General features: G+C 68.5%; 8 protein-coding genes (1 of these 8 running past the window's edge). 4 read left to right on the forward strand and 4 right to left on the reverse strand.

Going from position 1 to position 17,452, the window contains the following annotated elements; all coding sequences use genetic code 11:
* The 3 genes in view from NI1_RS24460 to NI1_RS24470 are tightly spaced (at most 36 nt apart) and all read right to left on the reverse strand, a layout consistent with a single transcriptional unit that may run on beyond the window.
* Positions 1-3,922, reverse strand: the beginning of a protein-coding gene (locus NI1_RS24460; protein ID WP_084523612.1) for a non-ribosomal peptide synthetase. Its footprint begins 24,365 nt before the window's first position; only the first 3,922 of its 28,287 coding nucleotides appear in the window; the start codon lies at positions 3,920-3,922; its stop codon lies off the left edge, out of view.
* Between the two features lie 36 nt (positions 3,923-3,958).
* Positions 3,959-5,269, reverse strand: a complete 1,311-nt coding sequence (locus tag NI1_RS24465; RefSeq protein WP_084523613.1) for a MupA/Atu3671 family FMN-dependent luciferase-like monooxygenase — start codon at positions 5,267-5,269, stop codon at positions 3,959-3,961.
* An 11-nt stretch (positions 5,270-5,280) separates the two neighbouring features.
* Positions 5,281-6,906, reverse strand: a complete 1,626-nt coding sequence (locus NI1_RS24470; protein WP_169815626.1) for a fatty acyl-AMP ligase — start codon at positions 6,904-6,906, stop codon at positions 5,281-5,283.
* 327 nt (positions 6,907-7,233) lie between these two features.
* Here NI1_RS24470 and NI1_RS24475 point away from each other — a divergent pair, with 327 nt between their 5' ends.
* The 3 genes from NI1_RS24475 (at position 7,234) to NI1_RS24485 (ending at position 16,142) form a co-directional block, all read left to right on the forward strand.
* Complete coding sequence (locus NI1_RS24475) at positions 7,234-8,622, forward strand: DoxX family protein (RefSeq protein ID WP_067824991.1); 1,389 nt, start codon at positions 7,234-7,236, stop codon at positions 8,620-8,622.
* A gap of 297 nt (positions 8,623-8,919) precedes the next feature.
* On the forward strand, positions 8,920-14,406 hold the full coding sequence (locus NI1_RS24480; protein ID WP_067824993.1) for an ATP-binding protein: 5,487 nt from the start codon (positions 8,920-8,922) through the stop codon (positions 14,404-14,406).
* A gap of 110 nt (positions 14,407-14,516) precedes the next feature.
* Complete coding sequence (locus NI1_RS24485; protein ID WP_084523615.1) at positions 14,517-16,142, forward strand: AMP-binding protein; 1,626 nt, start codon at positions 14,517-14,519, stop codon at positions 16,140-16,142.
* Here NI1_RS24485 and NI1_RS38140 read toward each other — a convergent pair.
* Positions 16,043-16,423 (reverse strand): hypothetical protein, encoded by a 381-nt coding sequence (locus NI1_RS38140; protein ID WP_157535314.1) that lies wholly within the window; start codon positions 16,421-16,423, stop codon positions 16,043-16,045. The genes NI1_RS24485 and NI1_RS38140 overlap by 100 nt on opposite strands.
* A gap of 229 nt (positions 16,424-16,652) precedes the next feature.
* Here NI1_RS38140 and NI1_RS24495 point away from each other — a divergent pair, with 229 nt between their 5' ends.
* Positions 16,653-17,408: a thioesterase II family protein gene (locus NI1_RS24495; protein WP_067824998.1), complete on the forward strand. Its 756-nt coding sequence runs from the start codon at positions 16,653-16,655 to the stop codon at positions 17,406-17,408.
* The last annotated feature ends 44 nt before the right edge of the window (positions 17,409-17,452 follow it).

The raw sequence follows: 17,452 nt of genomic DNA on the forward strand, positions 1-17,452 counted from the left end.
GCCGCGCCGAAAGCCGGGTGGCCGACAGCGAATTCCCGCCGAGCGCGAAGAAGTCGTCGTCGAGGCCGACCTGCTGTACGCCGAGGACCTCGGCGTACACGGTCGCCACGATCTCCTCGGTCACCGTCTGCGGGGCCCGGTAGTAGGCTCGCGCCGCCACCGGTTCCGGCAGCGCCGCCTTGTCCACTTTGCCGTTCACGGTGAGCGGCAGCGCGTCCAGCACCATCGCCACATCCGGCACCATGTAGCCCGGCAGCTGCGCGCCGAGCCGTTCGCGCAGCAGTTTGCCGAGTGCGGCCGGGGCACACCATTTCTCGTCGGGTGTCAGGAAATCCGGCTGTCCGGTGCTGTCCACGTCGGCGTCCGGGCCGATGGTGGCGCGGTAGGCGTAGACGATGTGCAGGTCGGTCCCGATCACGTTGGGCGAAATGCGTGCCGTCGCCCGGAATCCGTGGTCGCGCAGCAGTTCTTCGATGCACGCCAGCCGGCCCTCGACATCGTGGACCTCGATCACCATGCGGTCGATGAGCGGCCAATGCTCGGGCTCGATGCCGCGCAGGGCGTCCAGCTCGCTGCCCTCGACGTCGAGTTTGAGCAGGTCGATGCGATCGATCCCGTATTCGGTGATGATGTGCGACAGCGTGCGAATGGAGACGTCGATCCGCTCGAACTCGAGGCGGTCCTCGATCAGCTGACCGACATAGCTCTCCCCGAGATCCCGGCTCTCGGCGGCGTATTCGTGCTGGATGAACGATTCCAGAATGTCGTGCTGCACCCGGCTGTCGGTGCCGCGCCCGGACATCACCGACATTTCCGGGTAGTAGGTGAAGGTGTCGGTGGTCGCCTCCGCGCCGATGCCGTACGGCACCAAGGTGGCGTCCAAGCCGTGCAGGCGTGAGTTGGCCTGGTACATGCGCCGCAGTTCCGGCATCGGCTCGACCGCGAACAGCTTGACCGCGGGCGACTTTCGTTTGGCGTAGACCGAGAACATGCCGACGTGCGCGCCGATGTCCACGATGGTGCCGGTCTCGGGAATGGCGACGCCGTCGTGGCAGTACTCGCCGTGCTCGAAGATCTCCTCGTACAGGAACTCGACATTGGAGCGGTTGCGGCCGACGATCGGCATGCCGTTGGGCATTTCGTGCAGTTCGCCGGGCGCGATCACGCCTTCGCGTTGCAGCTCCAGGCATTCGACCGCCACCGGCGCGAACCGCGGGTCCGGCACCAGGTAGGCGACCAGCTGGGTTTCGGGCGGGGCATCGGGCGCGGCGGGCTCGGCGGTGTGGGTGGTGACGACGGCCCGGGCCACGGCGGGCTGGTCCGCGAGTACGGCTTCGACCTCACCCAATTCGATGCGATAGCCGCGGATCTTGACCTGCTCGTCGGCGCGCCCGAGATACTCCAGCACACCGGATTCGGTCCAGCGCACCACATCACCGCTGCGATACAGGCGGCCGCCGCACGGATCGAAGGGGTCGGCGACGAAGCGCGCGGCGGTCAGGCCCGCGCGCCCGCGATAGCCGCGCGCGACTTGGCCGCCCGCCACGTACAATTCCCCGGCCACGCCGTCCGGGACCGGCCGCAGCCAGGAGTCCAGGACGTAGACGCGCAGGTTCGCCAGGGGGACACCGATCGGGCTCGAGCCCAGCTCGCCGTCCCAATGCTCGTGGGTGAGCGGCTGTTCGGTGACGTGCACGGTGGTCTCGGTGATGCCGTACATGTTCACCAGCGCCGGACCACCCGCCCGGCCGAGGCCGCTCCAGCGCGCCAAACGCTTGGGGTCCAGTGCTTCACCGCCGAAAACCACCGTGCGCAGCGCCGAATCATCCGCCGCGGCGGCGCGCCCGGATTCGATCAGCGCGTAGAACGCGGACGGCGTCTGGTTCAGGATCGTCACCCGCTGCTCGACGATCAGCTCCCACAGTTCGGCCGGTGAGTAGGCGATCTCGCGCGGCACCACCACCACCCGGCCGCCGTGCAGCAGCGCGCCCCAGATCTCCCACACCGAGAAGTCGAAAGCCTGGGAGTGGCACCAGGTCCAGACATCGCCGGGCCCGAATCCGAACGAGGGGCGGGTGCTCTCGAACAGCGCCACCGCATTGGCGTGAGTTACCGCCACGCCCTTGGGTTTTCCGGTGGTGCCCGAGGTGTAGATGACGTAGGCGGTGTTGTCCGGGCGCGGACGGCGCGGCTCGGCGGCCGCGGTCAGGTCCGCGCCGCCGTCCGCGGAGATGACGAGTGCGGGCGCGGCATCGGCCAGAATGTAGGCGAGCCGGTCGGGCGGTGAGGTGGGATCCAACGGGAGATAGGCGGCGCCGGCTTCGAGCACCGCGAGCATCGCGGTAACGAGCGGAATGCCCTTCGGAAGCGTAATGGCCACAATGCTTTCCGGCCCGACGCCCGCGGCGGCCAGACCGGCAGCCATCCGGTCCGCCCGTGCCGCCAGCTCGCGGTAGGTGATCTGCTCGTCACCCGACACGACGGCGATCCCATCGGGTGTCGCGTCCGCCTGCCGCCGGAACAGCTCGACGAGGGTGGCGCCGCGATCGATGGGCAGTGCGGTATCGTTGCGGCCCAGCAGGATTCGCTCCCGCTCGCGGGCGTCGAGCAGTTCGATAGCCCGGACCGGCGTCGCGGCATCGGCATTGCTCGCGCGCAGGAATTCGCGGAAGAACCGCACGAACCGATCATGATGGCGCGCCAGGTCTGCCGGCGTGTACAGATCGTGGTTGGCCACGAAGTCGACCCGGGTGCCGCCCGAGACCGCGTCGCGGTAGACGCTGACCGACAGATCCGAGACCAGCCCCGGCGTCAGCACCTCCAGCTGCCCCTCGATGGGGCCCAGCACGATCCGGGTATCGAACATCATCATGTCCACGTACGGCCCGAAGACCTGGGTCTGCGGGGAGAGCCGCCCGATATCCCGGAACATGTCCTCCTGGCGGTACCGCTGCCGCCGCAGCACCTCGATCAGCTGCCGCTGGGTCGCCGCGAGCAGTTCGCTCGCGGTCGTGAACGGGCTCATGGTGATCCGGAACGGCAGGGTATTGGCCAGCATGCCGCCCGAGCGCAGCGCGGCGGTGGTGACGCGCGCCGACACCGGCAGGCTGAGCACGATATCGTCGCTGCCGGTCAACCGGCCCAGGAAGGCCCCGAAGGCGGCGAGGATCGGCACCGCCGGGTTGATGGAGGTCGCCTTGACCACCGCCGCGAGCAGTTCCCCGGTCTCGGCGGGCAGTACACCGCCGACCGAGATCGGGTGCGCGTCGGCCTGAGCGCTCCTGCCCGCCAGGCTCACCGGGGCGGGCAGCCCGTCCAGCTGCGCGCGCCAGAACTCCCGGTCGGCCTCGAAACGCGCTGACGCCCGGTACTTCTCGTCCTCGGCCACCAGCTCGGCCAGCCCCTTGGCCCGCGACGCCGCCGGCTCCCGGCCCTCGACCGCGGCGGTGTACACCTCACCGACGCGGGCCAGCAGCGTCATGGCGGCCAGCCCGTCCATCGCGATGTGATGGGCGCGCAGGTACCAGAACCAGTGCCGCTCCCCCACCCGCAGCACCGCGGTGGTGATCAGCCGATCCCGGTGCAGGTCGACCGGGCGGCTGTACTCCGCGCGCATCCAATCCCGTGCCGCGACAGCCGGATCCGCGGCCGTGCGCAGATCCAGGCATTCGATGCCCTCGCCCAGCGGCCGGTCCACCACCTGCCGGGGCGTGCCGTTCTCCTCCAGCACCCGCAGCCGCCCGGCCTCGAACTCCCCGGCGACCCGCCAGAACGCTTCCGCGAGCAGTCCGGTATCCAGGTCGCCGCGCAGATCGATGCAGAGCGCATTGGTGAACGGGGTGGCGCCGGTCAACTGTTGCGCGTACCAAATCCCTTGCTGGGCAGCTGATAACGGAAAAGTAAGCGGAACTCGGCCGGTCAAATCTGCTCCTGCTGGTAGGGACGGCGGGAATATGCGCTACGCGGATCGAGCCAGCTGCTCCAGTGCGGCCAGCGACGCCAAGCCGCGCAGTACCTCGGCGTCGGGAATACCGAAATCGATCAGGCAGGCGATCTCGTTCACGCCGATCTCGCGCAGCCGCTCGACCATCGGGGCGGCGGTCTGCGGGGTGCCGAACAGGCCGTTGTTGCGGTAGTAGCGTTCGAAGGCGAAGTCCAGCACCCTGGTTCGCGTCTTCTCGTCCAGGCTGTCCAGGGCGTCGGAGCCGCGCCGCCACAGATCGACCGAGTCCTCGAGGTAGCTCTTGAACGGTCCCTCGACGGTCTTACGCACGAACGCCTCGTCGGCGCCGACGAAGGTGTGCAGCATGACGGTCACGGTCCCGTCGCCCTGATGCCCGTTCGCGGCGCGCGCCTTGCGGTAGGCGGTCAGCTTCTCGGCCAGCTCGTCCACTTCCTGGAACAGCAAGGCGGTCAGCACATTCGCGCCGACCGCGCCCGCCATCTCGAAGCGTTCGATGCCGCCGCTACAGGTCAGCCAGGTCGGCAGTGCCGGTTGCACGGGGGCGGGGAAGACGCGGACCTGCCGCTCCTCGCCGACGCCATTGGGCAGGGTGATGCTCTCGCCGCGCCACAGCCGTTGCACGGTATCGATTCCGGCCCTGGTGATCTCGACGCGGTCGGCGTAGTTGTCCTCCGCGAGCACGAAATCGTCCACGTTCCAGCCGGTGGCGAAGGCGACGTCGACGCGGCCGTTCGACAGGTTGTCGACCACCGACCAATCCTCGGCCACCCGCACCGGATTGTGCAGCGGCAGTACGACACTGCCCGCGCGTATCCGGATCCGTTCGGTACCCGCGGCCAGCGCCGCGCCGAGCACCGCCGGGTTGGGGTACAGCCCGCCGAACTTGTGGAAGTGCCGCTCCGGCATCCAGACGGCCTCGAAGCCGTGCGTATCGGCGAAGCGGGCGCTCTCCAGCAGCAGGCGATAACGGCTGTCGTCCTGCCGCTGCGCATCGCTGGAGAAGAACAGCAGGCTGAATCGCACCGCGTCCGAAGGCATCTCGGCCGCCGTGCTGCCGCCGGCACCGGTGCGCGCGGTCGCCATGGCCGCCACATCCGCCAGGCTCAGCCCGTCGAAGATGTCCTCGGCGGTGATCTCGGTCTGGTACCGGTCCTCCAGGATGTTCATCAGCTCGGCGGCCTTCACCGAATCCAGGCCCAGCGACGTCAGCGGCGAGTAGGGGTCGACCGTGTCCCGCTCCAGCCGCTCGGCGGCCCACTCCACGAAGAAGTCCAGCACTGTCGTGCGCTCCGGCGATGTGGTCATCTCACCCTTTCCTACCGTGCCGCTGCCGTCGAGTACGTCTCCCGGAGACGCTGCCGCTGAATCTTTCCGCTGGTGGTCTTGGGCACCTCGCCCTTGCCGACGAAGACCACCTGATGCACGCTGATGGCGTGCACGCGACTCACGATGTCGCGGATCGAACCTTCCAGTGCCGCAGCGGTTTCGCGCTGCGTCTCGTCGAGTTCCTGGACCACCATGACGCGATCCTCGTTCTCGATCTGCGCCGCGAAGACCGCGCAACCGCCGGGCCGCAGGTGCGGATGACCGGAGACGATGGTGCGCTCCACATCCTGCGGAAAGATATTGCGGCCGTGCACGATCATCAGTTCCTTGATGCGGCCGGAGACATAGAGCGCGCCATCGGATACGAAGCCCAGATCGCCGGTGCGCAGGTACTCGGTACCGTCGCCGTCGGCCAGGGTCGCGCGGAAGGCGCGCGCGGTCTCGGCGGGCTTGTTCCAATAGCCGGCGGCGATACTGTCACCGCGCAACCAGATCTCGCCGATCCGGTGCTCCGCGCAGCGCTGCCCGGTTTCCCGGTCCACCACCGCGATCCGCTCCGGTTCGGTCGCGCCGACGCTCAACAGCTCTCGCCCAGGGGTTTTCGCGGTCGCGAGGCCCCGGTCCAGGTCTTCGATCGAATAGCTCCGCGCGCGCGGGCCGGCGCCGGGCCGCCCGCCGCACACGTACAGCGTCGACTCCGCCAAACCGTACATGGGCACGAAGCTCTCGCTGCGGAAACCGCTGCCCGCGAAGGCGGCGGCGAACTTGCGCAGCGTATTCGGATCGACCGGCTCGGCGCCGGCGAAGGCGATGTCCCAGCCGCTCAGGTCCAGGCGGGCCGCGTCGTCGGCGGACACCCGTTTCGCGCAGAGGCCGTAGGCCAGATTGGGGCCGCCCGCGACCACGTGCTCGTGTTCGGAGATGGCCCGCAGCCAGGTCAGCGGATTGCGCAGGAAGGTCATCGGGGACAGCAGGACGCTCGGGAAGCCCACGAACATCGGCAGCAGCGCACCCTGGATCAGGCCCATATCGTGATACGGCGGCAGCCAGGAGACGATCGTATTGTCCGGTGTGAGTGCGTATTTCGTGCGCAGCAGCCCGAGATTGGCCATCAGGTTCCGGTGCCGGACCATCACGCCCTTGGGGGATCCGGTCGAGCCCGAGGTGTATTGCAGGAAGGCGATGTCCTCCGGGCCGGGCGCCGCCGCGCCGAGATCGAAACCTGTTCCAGCGCCTGCGCTGTCGGCGTCGATGATCCGGATGCCGGGCCCGAGCTGCCCGTCGCCGATCGGCACGGTGCTCAGGGGCGCGATGGCCGCCGCGGCGCCGCTGTCGCGCACGATGGCGGTCAGCGACGCCAGTTGATGCCCCGAGACCGCCAGGTGCACCGGCACCGCGATGCGGCCGGTCAGCAGGCAGGCGAAGAACGCGTACACGAACTCCGGTCCGGGCGGGCACATCAGCAGCACCCGGTCGCCCGGCGCGGTGGTTTCGCTTACGCGCGCGGCCAATCCGGCCGTCCGATCCCATAGGCGCAGGTGATCGACGACCTCATCGGCGTGCCGATGGCTGGCGAAGATATACGCGGACCGCTGCGGGGTCTCCGCTACCCGCATCGACAGAATGTCGACCAAGGTGCGAGGGTCACGCGCTGATTGCCCGGCATTCATCGGCCTGGCTCCTCCCGGAGTATGAGCAGCGATGAGAACAGTCCAAGCGCCCATCCTGGCAGAGCAGGACGGGCGTAAAGCTATGTAGCGGCAAATCACCCGCGTGTCGCTGATGATCAGCCGACCAGTAGTCGATCACAATGCGGTACTGCCAGGCCCGGAAGCGTGTCTCACGCCCACCCGGCACGGGTGGGATGGCATCATCGTCGGGATTCGAGCCACGGTCTGAGCTATTTTCCCGGCACCCGGGATGGAAACGAGGGGGGCGCCAGCATGTCGAGCGTTGCCACGAATGTTCTGGATCGCGAAAAAGATAGCACCCCCGCCGATCTCGCGCCGACATTCTGGAAACCGTTGACCCGGATCGCGTTCCGATTCTGCTTCGTCTACTTCGGGCTGCTCTGCCTGCTCTTCGCACAGCTCGTGCTGGTGTTCACCGGGCCGCTGTTCGTGTATCTGGCGGCCGGCGCGGCGAACGGGCAGATGGAATCGATCGACGATTTCGTCCGGGTGGTCAGCACGACCGTGTTCGGCACCGAGGTGGCCCCACTCCGCAAGTCCTACAGCGGCGATCAAGCCCCACTGTGGGTGCTGATCTTCTGTGTGTTCAGCGCGGCGGCGGCCGTTACCGCGATCTGGTCGCTGCTGGATCGGCGGCGCACCGCATACGTCCGGCTGCACGCCTGGTTCCTGACCTTCCTCCGGCTCTGCCTCGGCGGGCAGATGCTGTTCTACGGCATGGCCAAGGTGATCCCGCTGCAAATGCCGCCGCCCACGCTGATCACCCTGCTCCAGCCGTACGGTGATTTCAGCCGGACCGGCGTGCTGTGGAATCAGGTCGGCGCCGCGCCGGTCTACGAAATGCTCTTGGGCGCAGCCGAAGTGCTGGGCGGGCTGCTGCTGTTCCTGCCCCGCACCGCGACCGCCGGCGCGTTGCTGAGCCTGGTGAATCTGACCCAGGTGTTCGTGCTGAACATGACCTTCGACATCCCGGTCAAGCTGCTGTCGTTCCATCTGCTGCTGATGTGCCTGTTCGTGCTCGCGCCGCAGGCCCGTCGGTTGGCGAATGTGCTTGTGCTGGAGCGTCCTTGCGGGGCGCTGAGCCAGCCGCCGCTGTTCCGCCGGGACCGGGCGAATCGGATAGCCGCCGTGGCGATGGCGATGCTGGGCCTCTGGGTGCTGGCCGGTGGGGCGCGCATGGCCGCCGAGGGTTACCGCGTCCAGGGCGGCGGCGTACCCGAGCCACCGTTGTACGGAATCTGGAACGTCGCCGAGTTCACCCTCGACGGCCGGCCGCTGCCGCCGCTGACCACCGACGAAACTCGTTGGCGGCGACTGATCATCGATACCCGCAAGGCGGCCTATCAGCAGATGGACGACGCCTTCGTCCCCGCCACCGCCACCGTGGACCCGACCACCGCCACCCTCACCCTGACCGGCCCGCCGCAGGACGAACAGGCCCCGCCGAGCGAATTGCCACCCTTCACCTACACTTTCGGCTTCGAACAACCGGAGGCCGATCGGCTGGTGCTGCGCGGCGAATACCGGGGCCGTCCGGTCACCATCGACCTGCGCCGGCTGGACCCGGGCACATTCCCGCTACGCGAACCGGGCTTCCACTGGATTCAGGAATATCCGGACACCGGCAAGCTGATTCGCTGAGCGCGCCCGCGCGAACGAAAACGGATTCCTCGGCGATAACTCTTTCAGAGGCGACTTCGGCGCGTGCCGGGCCTCCGAGCCCGTAAACCGACCGGTTTACTTCACCGCCCATATCGGGCGTGAGGGTGGGGTTTCAGGGGGTCCGGCAAAAGTTTTTGCGGGATACGTGCCGGTAACCCCGTCTCGCGGTGTACCTGAACCGGCTTCGCGGTGCAGACTACGCGGAAAGAGCAGTGGCAATACTGTTCGCTTGTTCGCCCGACCGGGCCGGAATCGTGGAATGGAAGGAGCTGGCGAGTGTTCAGCCGCATCGCCATCGTGAACCGGGGAGAGGCCGCAATGCGCCTCATCCATGCCGCCCGAGACCTGGCGGCAGAGACCGGGCAATCGATCGAAACTGTCGCGCTTCACACCGATGTCGATCGGAACGCGACATTCGTGCGCGAGGCCGATATCGCCTACGACCTCGGTCCGGCGTCCGCCCGCCCCTACCTGGACCTCAAGCTGCTGAAGCAGGCGCTGATCGAGACCGGCGCCGATTCGGCCTGGGTCGGCTGGGGTTTCGTCGCCGAGGATCCCGCCTTCGCGGAGCTGTGCGAGCAGATCGGGGTCACCTTCATCGGCCCCAGCCCCGACGCCATGCGCAAGCTCGGTGACAAGATCGGCGCCAAGCTGATCGCCGAAGAGGTCGGGGTGCCGGTCGCGCCGTGGAGCCGCGGGCCGGTCGAGACCATCGAGGACGCCAAGGAAGCCGCCGCGCGCATCGGCTACCCGCTCATGCTCAAGGCCACCGCGGGCGGCGGCGGGCGCGGTATCCGCGTCATCACCAACCCGGACGAGCTCGAGGACGCCTACGAGCGCACCCGGCAGGAGGCCGCGCGTGCCTTCGGCAGCGGCGTCGTCTTCCTGGAGCGCCTGGTCACCGGCGCCCGCCACGTCGAGGTGCAGGTGATCGCCGACGGGCAGGGCACCGCGTGGGCGCTGGGCGTGCGCGACTGCTCGGTGCAGCGGCGCAATCAGAAGATCATCGAGGAGTCGGCCTCGCCAGTGCTGCGGCCCGAGCAGGCGGCCGAGCTCAAGGCATCGGCGGAGCGCCTCGCGATCGCGGTCGGGTACTGCGGCGCGGCGACCGTCGAATTCCTCTACCACCCCGGCGACGAGCTGTTCGCCTTCCTCGAGGTGAACACCCGCCTCCAGGTGGAGCATCCGATCACCGAATCCACCACCGGATTCGATCTGGTGCGCGCGCAGCTGCACGTCGCCGCCGGCAACAAGCTCGAGGGCGAGCCGCCGGCCGAGCGCGGGCACGCCATCGAGGCGCGGCTCAACGCCGAGGATCCCGACCGCGACTTCGCGCCCGCACCGGGCCGCATCGCCCGCCTGGATCTGCCTGCCGGACCGGGCATTCGGGTCGATACCGGCGTCAGCCAGGGCGACACCATCCCCGCCGACTTCGACTCCATGATCGCCAAGATCATCGCCTACGGCCGCAATCGCGAAGAGGCGCTGGGCCGGCTGCGCCGCGCGGTCACCCAGACCCGGGTCGTCATCGAGGGCGGCGCGACCAACAAGAGCTTCGTGCTCGATCTGCTGATCCAGCCCGAGGTGCTCGACGGCAGCGCCGACACCGGCTGGATCGACCGGGTGCGCCCCGAAGGCCGGCTGGTCTCGCACCGCCACTCCACCATCGCGCTGGCCGCCGCGGCCATCGACGCGTACGAAGAAGAAGAGCGGGTCGAGCGGAATCGCTTGCTCTCCACCGCATCCGGCGGCCGTCCGCAGGTGCAGCACGAGAGCGGCCGCCCGCGCGATCTGAAGCTGCGCGGCGTCGGCTACCGGGTGCGGGTGGCCCGCATCGGCGCGCATCGGTTCCGGGTCGGCGTCGAGGCCGGTGGCGAAACCCGTACCGCCGACGTCGATTTGGAGCGTTTCGACGACCACACCGGCCAGGTCGAGGTCAACGGCACCCGCTACCGCCTGACCACCGGCACCCACGGACCCGTGCACGTGGTCGACGTCGACGGCGTCACCCATCGCATCAGCCGCGACGAAGGCGGTGTGGTGCGCTCCCCCGCGCCCGCGCTGGTGGTCGCCACGCCGCTGGAGGTCGGCGCCGAGGTCGAGGCCGGGGCTCCGGTGCTGGTGCTGGAATCCATGAAGATGGAGACCGTACTGCGCGCGCCGTTCCGGGCTCGCCTCAAGGAGTGCGCGGTCTCGGTCGGCACCCAGGTGGAGACGGGTGCGCCGCTGCTGCGGCTGGAGCCCATCGCGGCCGACGACGAGGACCAGGCGGAGGCCGGCGCGACCGGCACCGTCACCCTGGACCTGCCCGATCAGACCGCCGCGGTCCGCCCGCACGAGAAGCTGACCCGCAGCCTCCAGGATCTGCGCAGCCTGCTGCTCGGCTTCGACGTCGACCCGCACGACGAGAGCCGGGTCATCGAGGACTATCTCGCGGTGCGCAAGGCCGTGGTCTCCGACCATCGCCGGCCGCTCGCCGAGGAGCTCGAACTGGTGGAGGTCTTCACCGATCTCGCCGAGCTCAGCCACAACCGGTCGTGGGACGACGAGGGCGTGCAGAGCCATGTGCACAGTGCCCGTGAGCATTTCCACACCTACCTCCAGAGCCTCGACGTCGAGCGCGCCGGACTGCCGGACTCCTACCAGGCCAAGCTGATCAAGGCGCTCGGCCACTACGGGGTCACCGAACTGGACCGCACCCCGGACCTGGAATCGGCGGTCTTCCGCATCTTCCTGGCCCAGCAGCGGCCCTCGGACACCGTCACCGTGATCACCACGCTGCTGCGCCAGTGGCTGCGCGAGCCGGTGCCGAGCGGATCGCTGCACGAACCCGCCGGCCTCGCGCTCGAGCGTCTGGTCACCGCGACCCAGGTGCGTTTCCCGGTCATCGCCGATCTCACCCGCGGTGTCGTATACGCCTGGTACGGACAGCCTTTGCTGCGCCGCAACCGCGCTCGCGTGTACACCAACGTGCGCAAGAACCTGCGCTACCTCGACCTGCATCCGCGCACCGCCGACCGCGCCGAGCGCATCGCCGATATGGTGCGCAGCACCGAACCGCTGGTGCGGCTGCTCGGGCAGCGGCTGGTCCGCGGCAATGCCGACAACACCGCCATGCTCGAGGTGCTGCCCCGCCGCTACTACGGCAACAAGGACCTCACCGATGTGCGCACCGCCGAAGCCGGCGGTTCCACCTTCGTGATCGCCGAACGCCGTGGGCTGAGCCTGGTTTCGGCCGCCGGCAGCTTCGATCAGCTCGCCGGGATCCTGCGCGGGCTGGCCGAGCTGGCGAGCAGCGCGGCCTCCGTCGAGGTCGACATCTACCTGGGCTGGGAGAAGCAGCCCGAGGACTTCGACGCCATGGCGACCGCCTTGCAGGAGGTGTTCGACGCGCAGGCGCTGCCGAACCAGGTGCATCGCATCACCGCCACCGTCGCGGGCAGCGGCGGCGCGGTCATGCACCACCACTTCACCTTCCGGCCGACCGCCACCGGCATGACCGAGGAGCGGTTGATCCGCGGGCTGCACCCGTTCATCGCGCAGCGCATGCAGATGAAGCGGCTGCGCAAGTTCGATCTCACCCGGCTGCCGTCCTCGGACGACGAAGAGGTGTACCTGTTCCGCGGCATCGCCAAGGACAACCCCTCCGACGAGCGTTTGATCGCCTTCGCGCAGGTGCGTGACCTGGCGGCGCTGCGCGATCACGACGGGCGGCTGCTGGCCCTGCCGACCGCCGAGATCGCCATCGCCACCGCCCTGGATTCGATTCGCCGGGCGCAGGCGCAGCGGCCGTCGGCCAAGCGCTTCAACACCAATCGCGTGATCATGTACATCTGGCCGGAGGTCGATGTCACGCGCGAGGAGCTGGAGCGGGTGCTCGGCGGGCACGTGCTGCCGATGACCGCGGGCGCCGGGCTGGAGGAGATCCTGCTCATCGCCCGTCAGCGCGACCAGCAGACCGGTGAACTGGCCAAGATCGCGGTCCGGATCGCCTTCGACGCGGCCGGCGGTGCGGAGGTCAGCATCGGCGAGCGCACCGACGAGGTGGTCGAACCGCTCGACGAGTACCGGCAGAAGGTGCTGCGCGCCAGCAGCCGCAATACCGTCTACCCCTACGAATTGACCGGCCTGCTGGGCGATTTCGTGGAGTACGACCTGGACGGCACGCACACCCTGGTGCCGACCGATCGGCCCAAGGGCAATAACAAGGCGGCGATCGTCGCGGGCGTGGTCAGCACCGTGACGCCGAACCATCCCGAAGGCATCACCCGGGTGCTGCTGCTCGGCGATCCCACCAAATCCCTCGGCGCGCTGTCGGAACCGGAGTGCCGCCGGGTGATCGCGGCCCTGGATCTGGCCGAGAAGCTGCGGGTGCCGCTGGAGTGGTACGCGCTCTCCTCCGGCGCGCGCATCTCCATGAAGTCCGGTACCGAGAACATGGACTGGGTGGCGGCCGCGCTGAAGCGGATCGTCGAGTTCACCCAGGACGGCGGCGAGATCAATATCGTGGTCTCGGGCATCAATGTCGGTGCGCAGCCGTACTGGAACGCCGAAGCCACCATGCTCATGCACACCAAGGGCGTGCTGATCATGACCCCCGATTCGGCGATGGTGCTCACCGGCAAGCAGGCGCTGGACTTCTCCGGCGGCGTCTCGGCCGAGGACAACTTCGGCATCGGCGGCTACGACCGGGTGATGGGCCCCAACGGTCAGGCGCAGTACTGGGCGCCCAACCTGATGGCGGCGCGCGGCGTGCTCATGGCGCACTACGAGCACACCTACATCGTGCCCGGCGAGGCCACCCCGCGCCGCTCGGTGACCAGCGACCCCATCGACCGTGACGTCTCGGACTTCCCGCACGTGGTGGCGGGCAGCGACTTCACCACCGTCGGCGAGATCTTCTCGGCCACCGCCAACCCGGATCGCAAGAAGCCCTTCGATATTCGCACCGTCATGCGCGCCGTCGCCGACCAGGACCATCCGGTGCTGGAACGCTGGGCGGGCATGGCCGACGCCGAGACCGCGGTGGTGCAGGACGCGCACCTCGGCGGCATCCCGGTGTGCCTGCTGGGCATCGAATCGCGCGGTGTGTCCCGGCGCGGCTACCCGTCCACCGACGGACCCGACACCTACACCGCGGGCACCCTGTTCCCGCAGTCGTCGAAGAAGGCGGCCCGCGCCATCAATACCGCCAGCGGCAATCGCCCGCTGGTGGTGCTGGCCAACCTCTCCGGCTTCGACGGCTCCCCGGAGTCGATGCGCAAGCTTCAGCTGGAGTACGGCGCCGAAATCGGCCGGGCCATCGTGAATTTCCAGGGCCCCATCGTGTTCTGCGTGATCTCGCGCTACCACGGCGGCGCGTTCGTGGTCTTCTCCAAGGCGCTCAACCCGAATATGACGGTGCTCGCCCTGGAGGGTTCGTTCGCCTCGGTGCTCGGTGGCGCTCCGGCGGCGGCCGTGGTCTTCGCCGGTGAAGTCAGTGCCCGCACCGCGGCCGATCAGCGGGTTCGCGAACTCGCCGAACGGGCCGCCGGCACCGCCACCGCCGACCGCGCGGCCCTCACCGCCGAACTCGACGAGATCCGCTCCGCGGTCCGCACCGAGAAGCTCGGTGAGGTAGCCGCCGAATTCGACCGCGTGCACAATATCCAGCGCGCCGTCGAGGTCGGCTCGGTCGACGCCATCATCCGCGCCGCCGAGCTGCGGCCGCGGATCATCGCGGCCATCGAGAACGGGCTGCCGACGGCGGCCGACGCCGGATAACCGCAACAACTCGCAACGCCACCGGCCCGACCTCGAAAGAGGTTGGGCCGGTGTCGTATTGCGGTCACTCCGATCCGGCGGGTGCGGATGCCTTCTGCCAGACTTCGGAGATGAGCGCATCCGGCGATACGGCCCCGACCATTACCTGTGGGGCTCGGCAACGACTGCATTCCGAATCTCATGAGCGGGCGGCGAGGCTGGCGGCGGCGTTGGTGGCCGCGGGGATTCGGGGCGGCGATCGGATCGCGGTGATGGCGCGCAATGACATCGAGTTTCTCGAGACGTCGCTGGCGGCGGCGACCTGCGGGGCGAATCCGGTGCCGATCAATACTCGGTGGCAGGGGGCGGAGGTCGCGCATCTGCTTGCCGACGCGGGTATTCGGCTGGTCGTCGCGCACACCGAGTTCGTTCCGACGGTCGAGCGGGCCTTGGCGGCGGCCGGGTCGGAGGCGCCGATTCTCGAGGTTGTCATGCCGGTCGAGCTGCTTCGGGAAGCGGGGCTGGATGCGGGGCTGGGCCGGGTCACCGGGCGGCACGCATTGCTCGAGGATTGGATCGAGCGCCATCCCGAGCCGCTGGGGCATGTGGACGGGGCTATCGCCGATTCGATGGGGTTGATCTACACCTCGGGCACGACCGGGCGTCCGAAAGGGGTGCTGCGGCAACGTATGACGGCGCAGCAGTTGTTGTCGATCGCCGGGGCGACCGCGCAGCGTATGGGGCTGGCGCCGGGCGGGCAGATGCTGGTCGCGGGGCCACTGTATCACACCAGCCCGAATGCCGTTGCGGTGCTTGCGCTTCGGATGGGCACCAATATCACGATCATGCCGCGCTGGGATGCCGAGCGGTTCCTTCAGCTGGTGGATCGGCATCGGATTCAGCATGCCAAGGTGGTGCCGACCATGCTGTCGCGGCTGCTGTCACTGCCGCCGGAGATCCGTGAGCGCTATGACGTGTCGAGCCTGACGCATTTGATTCATTCCGCCGCGCCCTGCCCGCCCGCGGTCAAACGGGCGGCCATCGACTGGTTCGGGGCTGCGTTGTGGGAGTTCTACGGGTGCAGTGAAGCGGGGGCGATCAGCTGGATCGATGCCGCGGAGTGGGAGCGGCATCCGGGGTCGGTGGGGCGGCCGCTCGACGGTGCGGCCGTCAGCATTCGCGATGACGACGGGAACGAGTTGCCGGCGGGCGAGGTCGGGCGGGTGTTCATCCGGCGTGCCGAGTACTGGCCGGATTTCAGCTATCTCCACCAGGCCGCCGAGTCGTCTTCCATGATCACCGTCGGCGATCTGGGCCGTCTCGACGGCGACGGGTATCTCTATCTCACCGGTCGCGACAGCGAGGTCGTCATCAGCGGCGGCGTCAACATCTACCCCGCCGAGATCGAGACCGCGATCAGCGAGCTGCCCGGTGTGGAGGATGTGGCCGTTTTCGGGATCCCGGACCACGGTGACTTGGGCGAACGCGTTGCGGCACACCTCATTACCCGTCCCGGATTCGAACTCACCGAGGCCGAGGTCCGATCCGCCCTCGACGGCCGGCTCGCCCGCTACAAACTGCCCACCCTCATCCGCATCGTCGACGAGCTGCCCCGCGACGACTCGGGAAAGATCTACAAGCGGCAACTCCGGGCACTCTATCCGGCCGATCTCCGGCCCAGTTCGGGCAGCGCCCGGCGCACCCAGTCGCAGGGCGCGATCACGCCTTGCAGTTCGGTGCCCGAATCATCCTTGTAGAGCGTCCCGTAGAGCTTTCCGATCAAGGTGTGCTGCCCGGCCAGGTGCGCGGAGGTGCGCACCGCGCTCAATCCACTGCGCACATCCGAGGCCGCCCGCCAGCATCGGTCGGACTCGGGCACCGGCACCGCGCCACACCCGCGCAACCAGATCGCCTCCGACAGCAGCACGGCTTCGGGCCGACCACGATTCAGCACGATGAGGGCGCCGGCACCGCTGTTGACCCGGATGATGTGGTCCCGCCACTCCGCGCGCAGTGTCGCGGTGTCGATACTCTCCAAGATCTGAGACCTCCATGTCGTGCGCCGTCTGCTCGAGTCGCGGCTCGGAGACTGTGGAGATTTGATGCGACACGGCGGGTTTCGGCAACGACTTTGTGAGGTGTCACAAGGTGTCGCCCACGGCGATTGGGGCGGTGAAGGAGTCAAATCCGCTGTGTCATAGAGGAACTCACGCTACTCACGGGTAGCCCGGGGCGCGTTGTCAGGTTTGCTGTGCAAGACTGCACGGATGGGTAATAGCTGGCTCCGTCGCCTGTCCCCCGCCGCCGGGGCCGGGGCGCACAAATTGGTTTGCTTCCCGCACGCGGGTGGCTCCGCCATCTCCTACGGCCCGCTGGCCAGAGCCCTCGGTCCGGAGTACGAAGTGCTCGCGGTCCAGTACCCGGGACGCCAGGACCGGCGGCTGGAACCGCTGGTGGACGATATCGCGGAACTCGTCGACGGCCTGCTGCCCGAGGTGACGGAAGCCGTTGGGGGCCAGGAATTCTCCTTGTTCGGGCACAGTATGGGTTCGGTCGTGGCCTTCGAGACGGGCCGGCGACTGGAGACGGAGACCAGCGCGGCGGCACGGGTGCTGTTCGCTTCCGGCCGGCGCGCGCCGTCGGCGGCGATTCCCGAGGTGCGCATGCACCGGCTGACCGATGCGGAACTCGCCGCGCACCTGGTGGAGTTCGGCGGCACCCCGTCGGCCCTGCTGGAGGATCCCGAGTTCCGGGCATTGATCCTGGTGGTCGTCCGGAACGACTACCGGGCCATCGAGACCTACCGGTGCGCCCCGGACGCGACGGTCGGCAGCCCGATCGTCGCGATGGTCGGCGATCGCGACCCCGACGCCAGTTTCGAGCAGATCGAGGGCTGGGCCGCGCACACCTCCGGCAGCTTCTTCGCGAAATCCTTTCCGGGCGGGCACTTCTTCATCGACGCGAACAGCGGGCCGATCAGCGGGCTGGTTCGCGATCACTGCGTGAAAGCGCTGTCGAACTGATCCGCACCGACCGGATGGGCAGGCTGCCCACCCGGTCGGCATCG

The sequence above is a fragment of the Nocardia inohanensis NBRC 100128 genome (assembly GCF_001612945.1).
Classification (GTDB): domain Bacteria; phylum Actinomycetota; class Actinomycetes; order Mycobacteriales; family Mycobacteriaceae; genus Nocardia; species Nocardia inohanensis.

Bases quoted from the DNA above. Each gene is read 5' to 3' on its own strand.
- NI1_RS24470 (WP_169815626.1), bottom strand. From the start codon at position 6,906: ATGCGGGTAGCGGAGACCCCGCAGCGGTCCGCGTATATCTTCGCCAGC.
- NI1_RS24485 (WP_084523615.1), top strand. From the start codon at position 14,517: ATGAGCGCATCCGGCGATACGGCCCCGACCATTACCTGTGGGGCTCGG.
- NI1_RS24495 (WP_067824998.1), top strand. From the start codon at position 16,653: ATGGGTAATAGCTGGCTCCGTCGCCTGTCCCCCGCCGCCGGGGCCGGG.
- NI1_RS24465 (WP_084523613.1), bottom strand. From the start codon at position 5,269: ATGACCACATCGCCGGAGCGCACGACAGTGCTGGACTTCTTCGTGGAG.
- NI1_RS24475 (WP_067824991.1), top strand. From the start codon at position 7,234: ATGTCGAGCGTTGCCACGAATGTTCTGGATCGCGAAAAAGATAGCACC.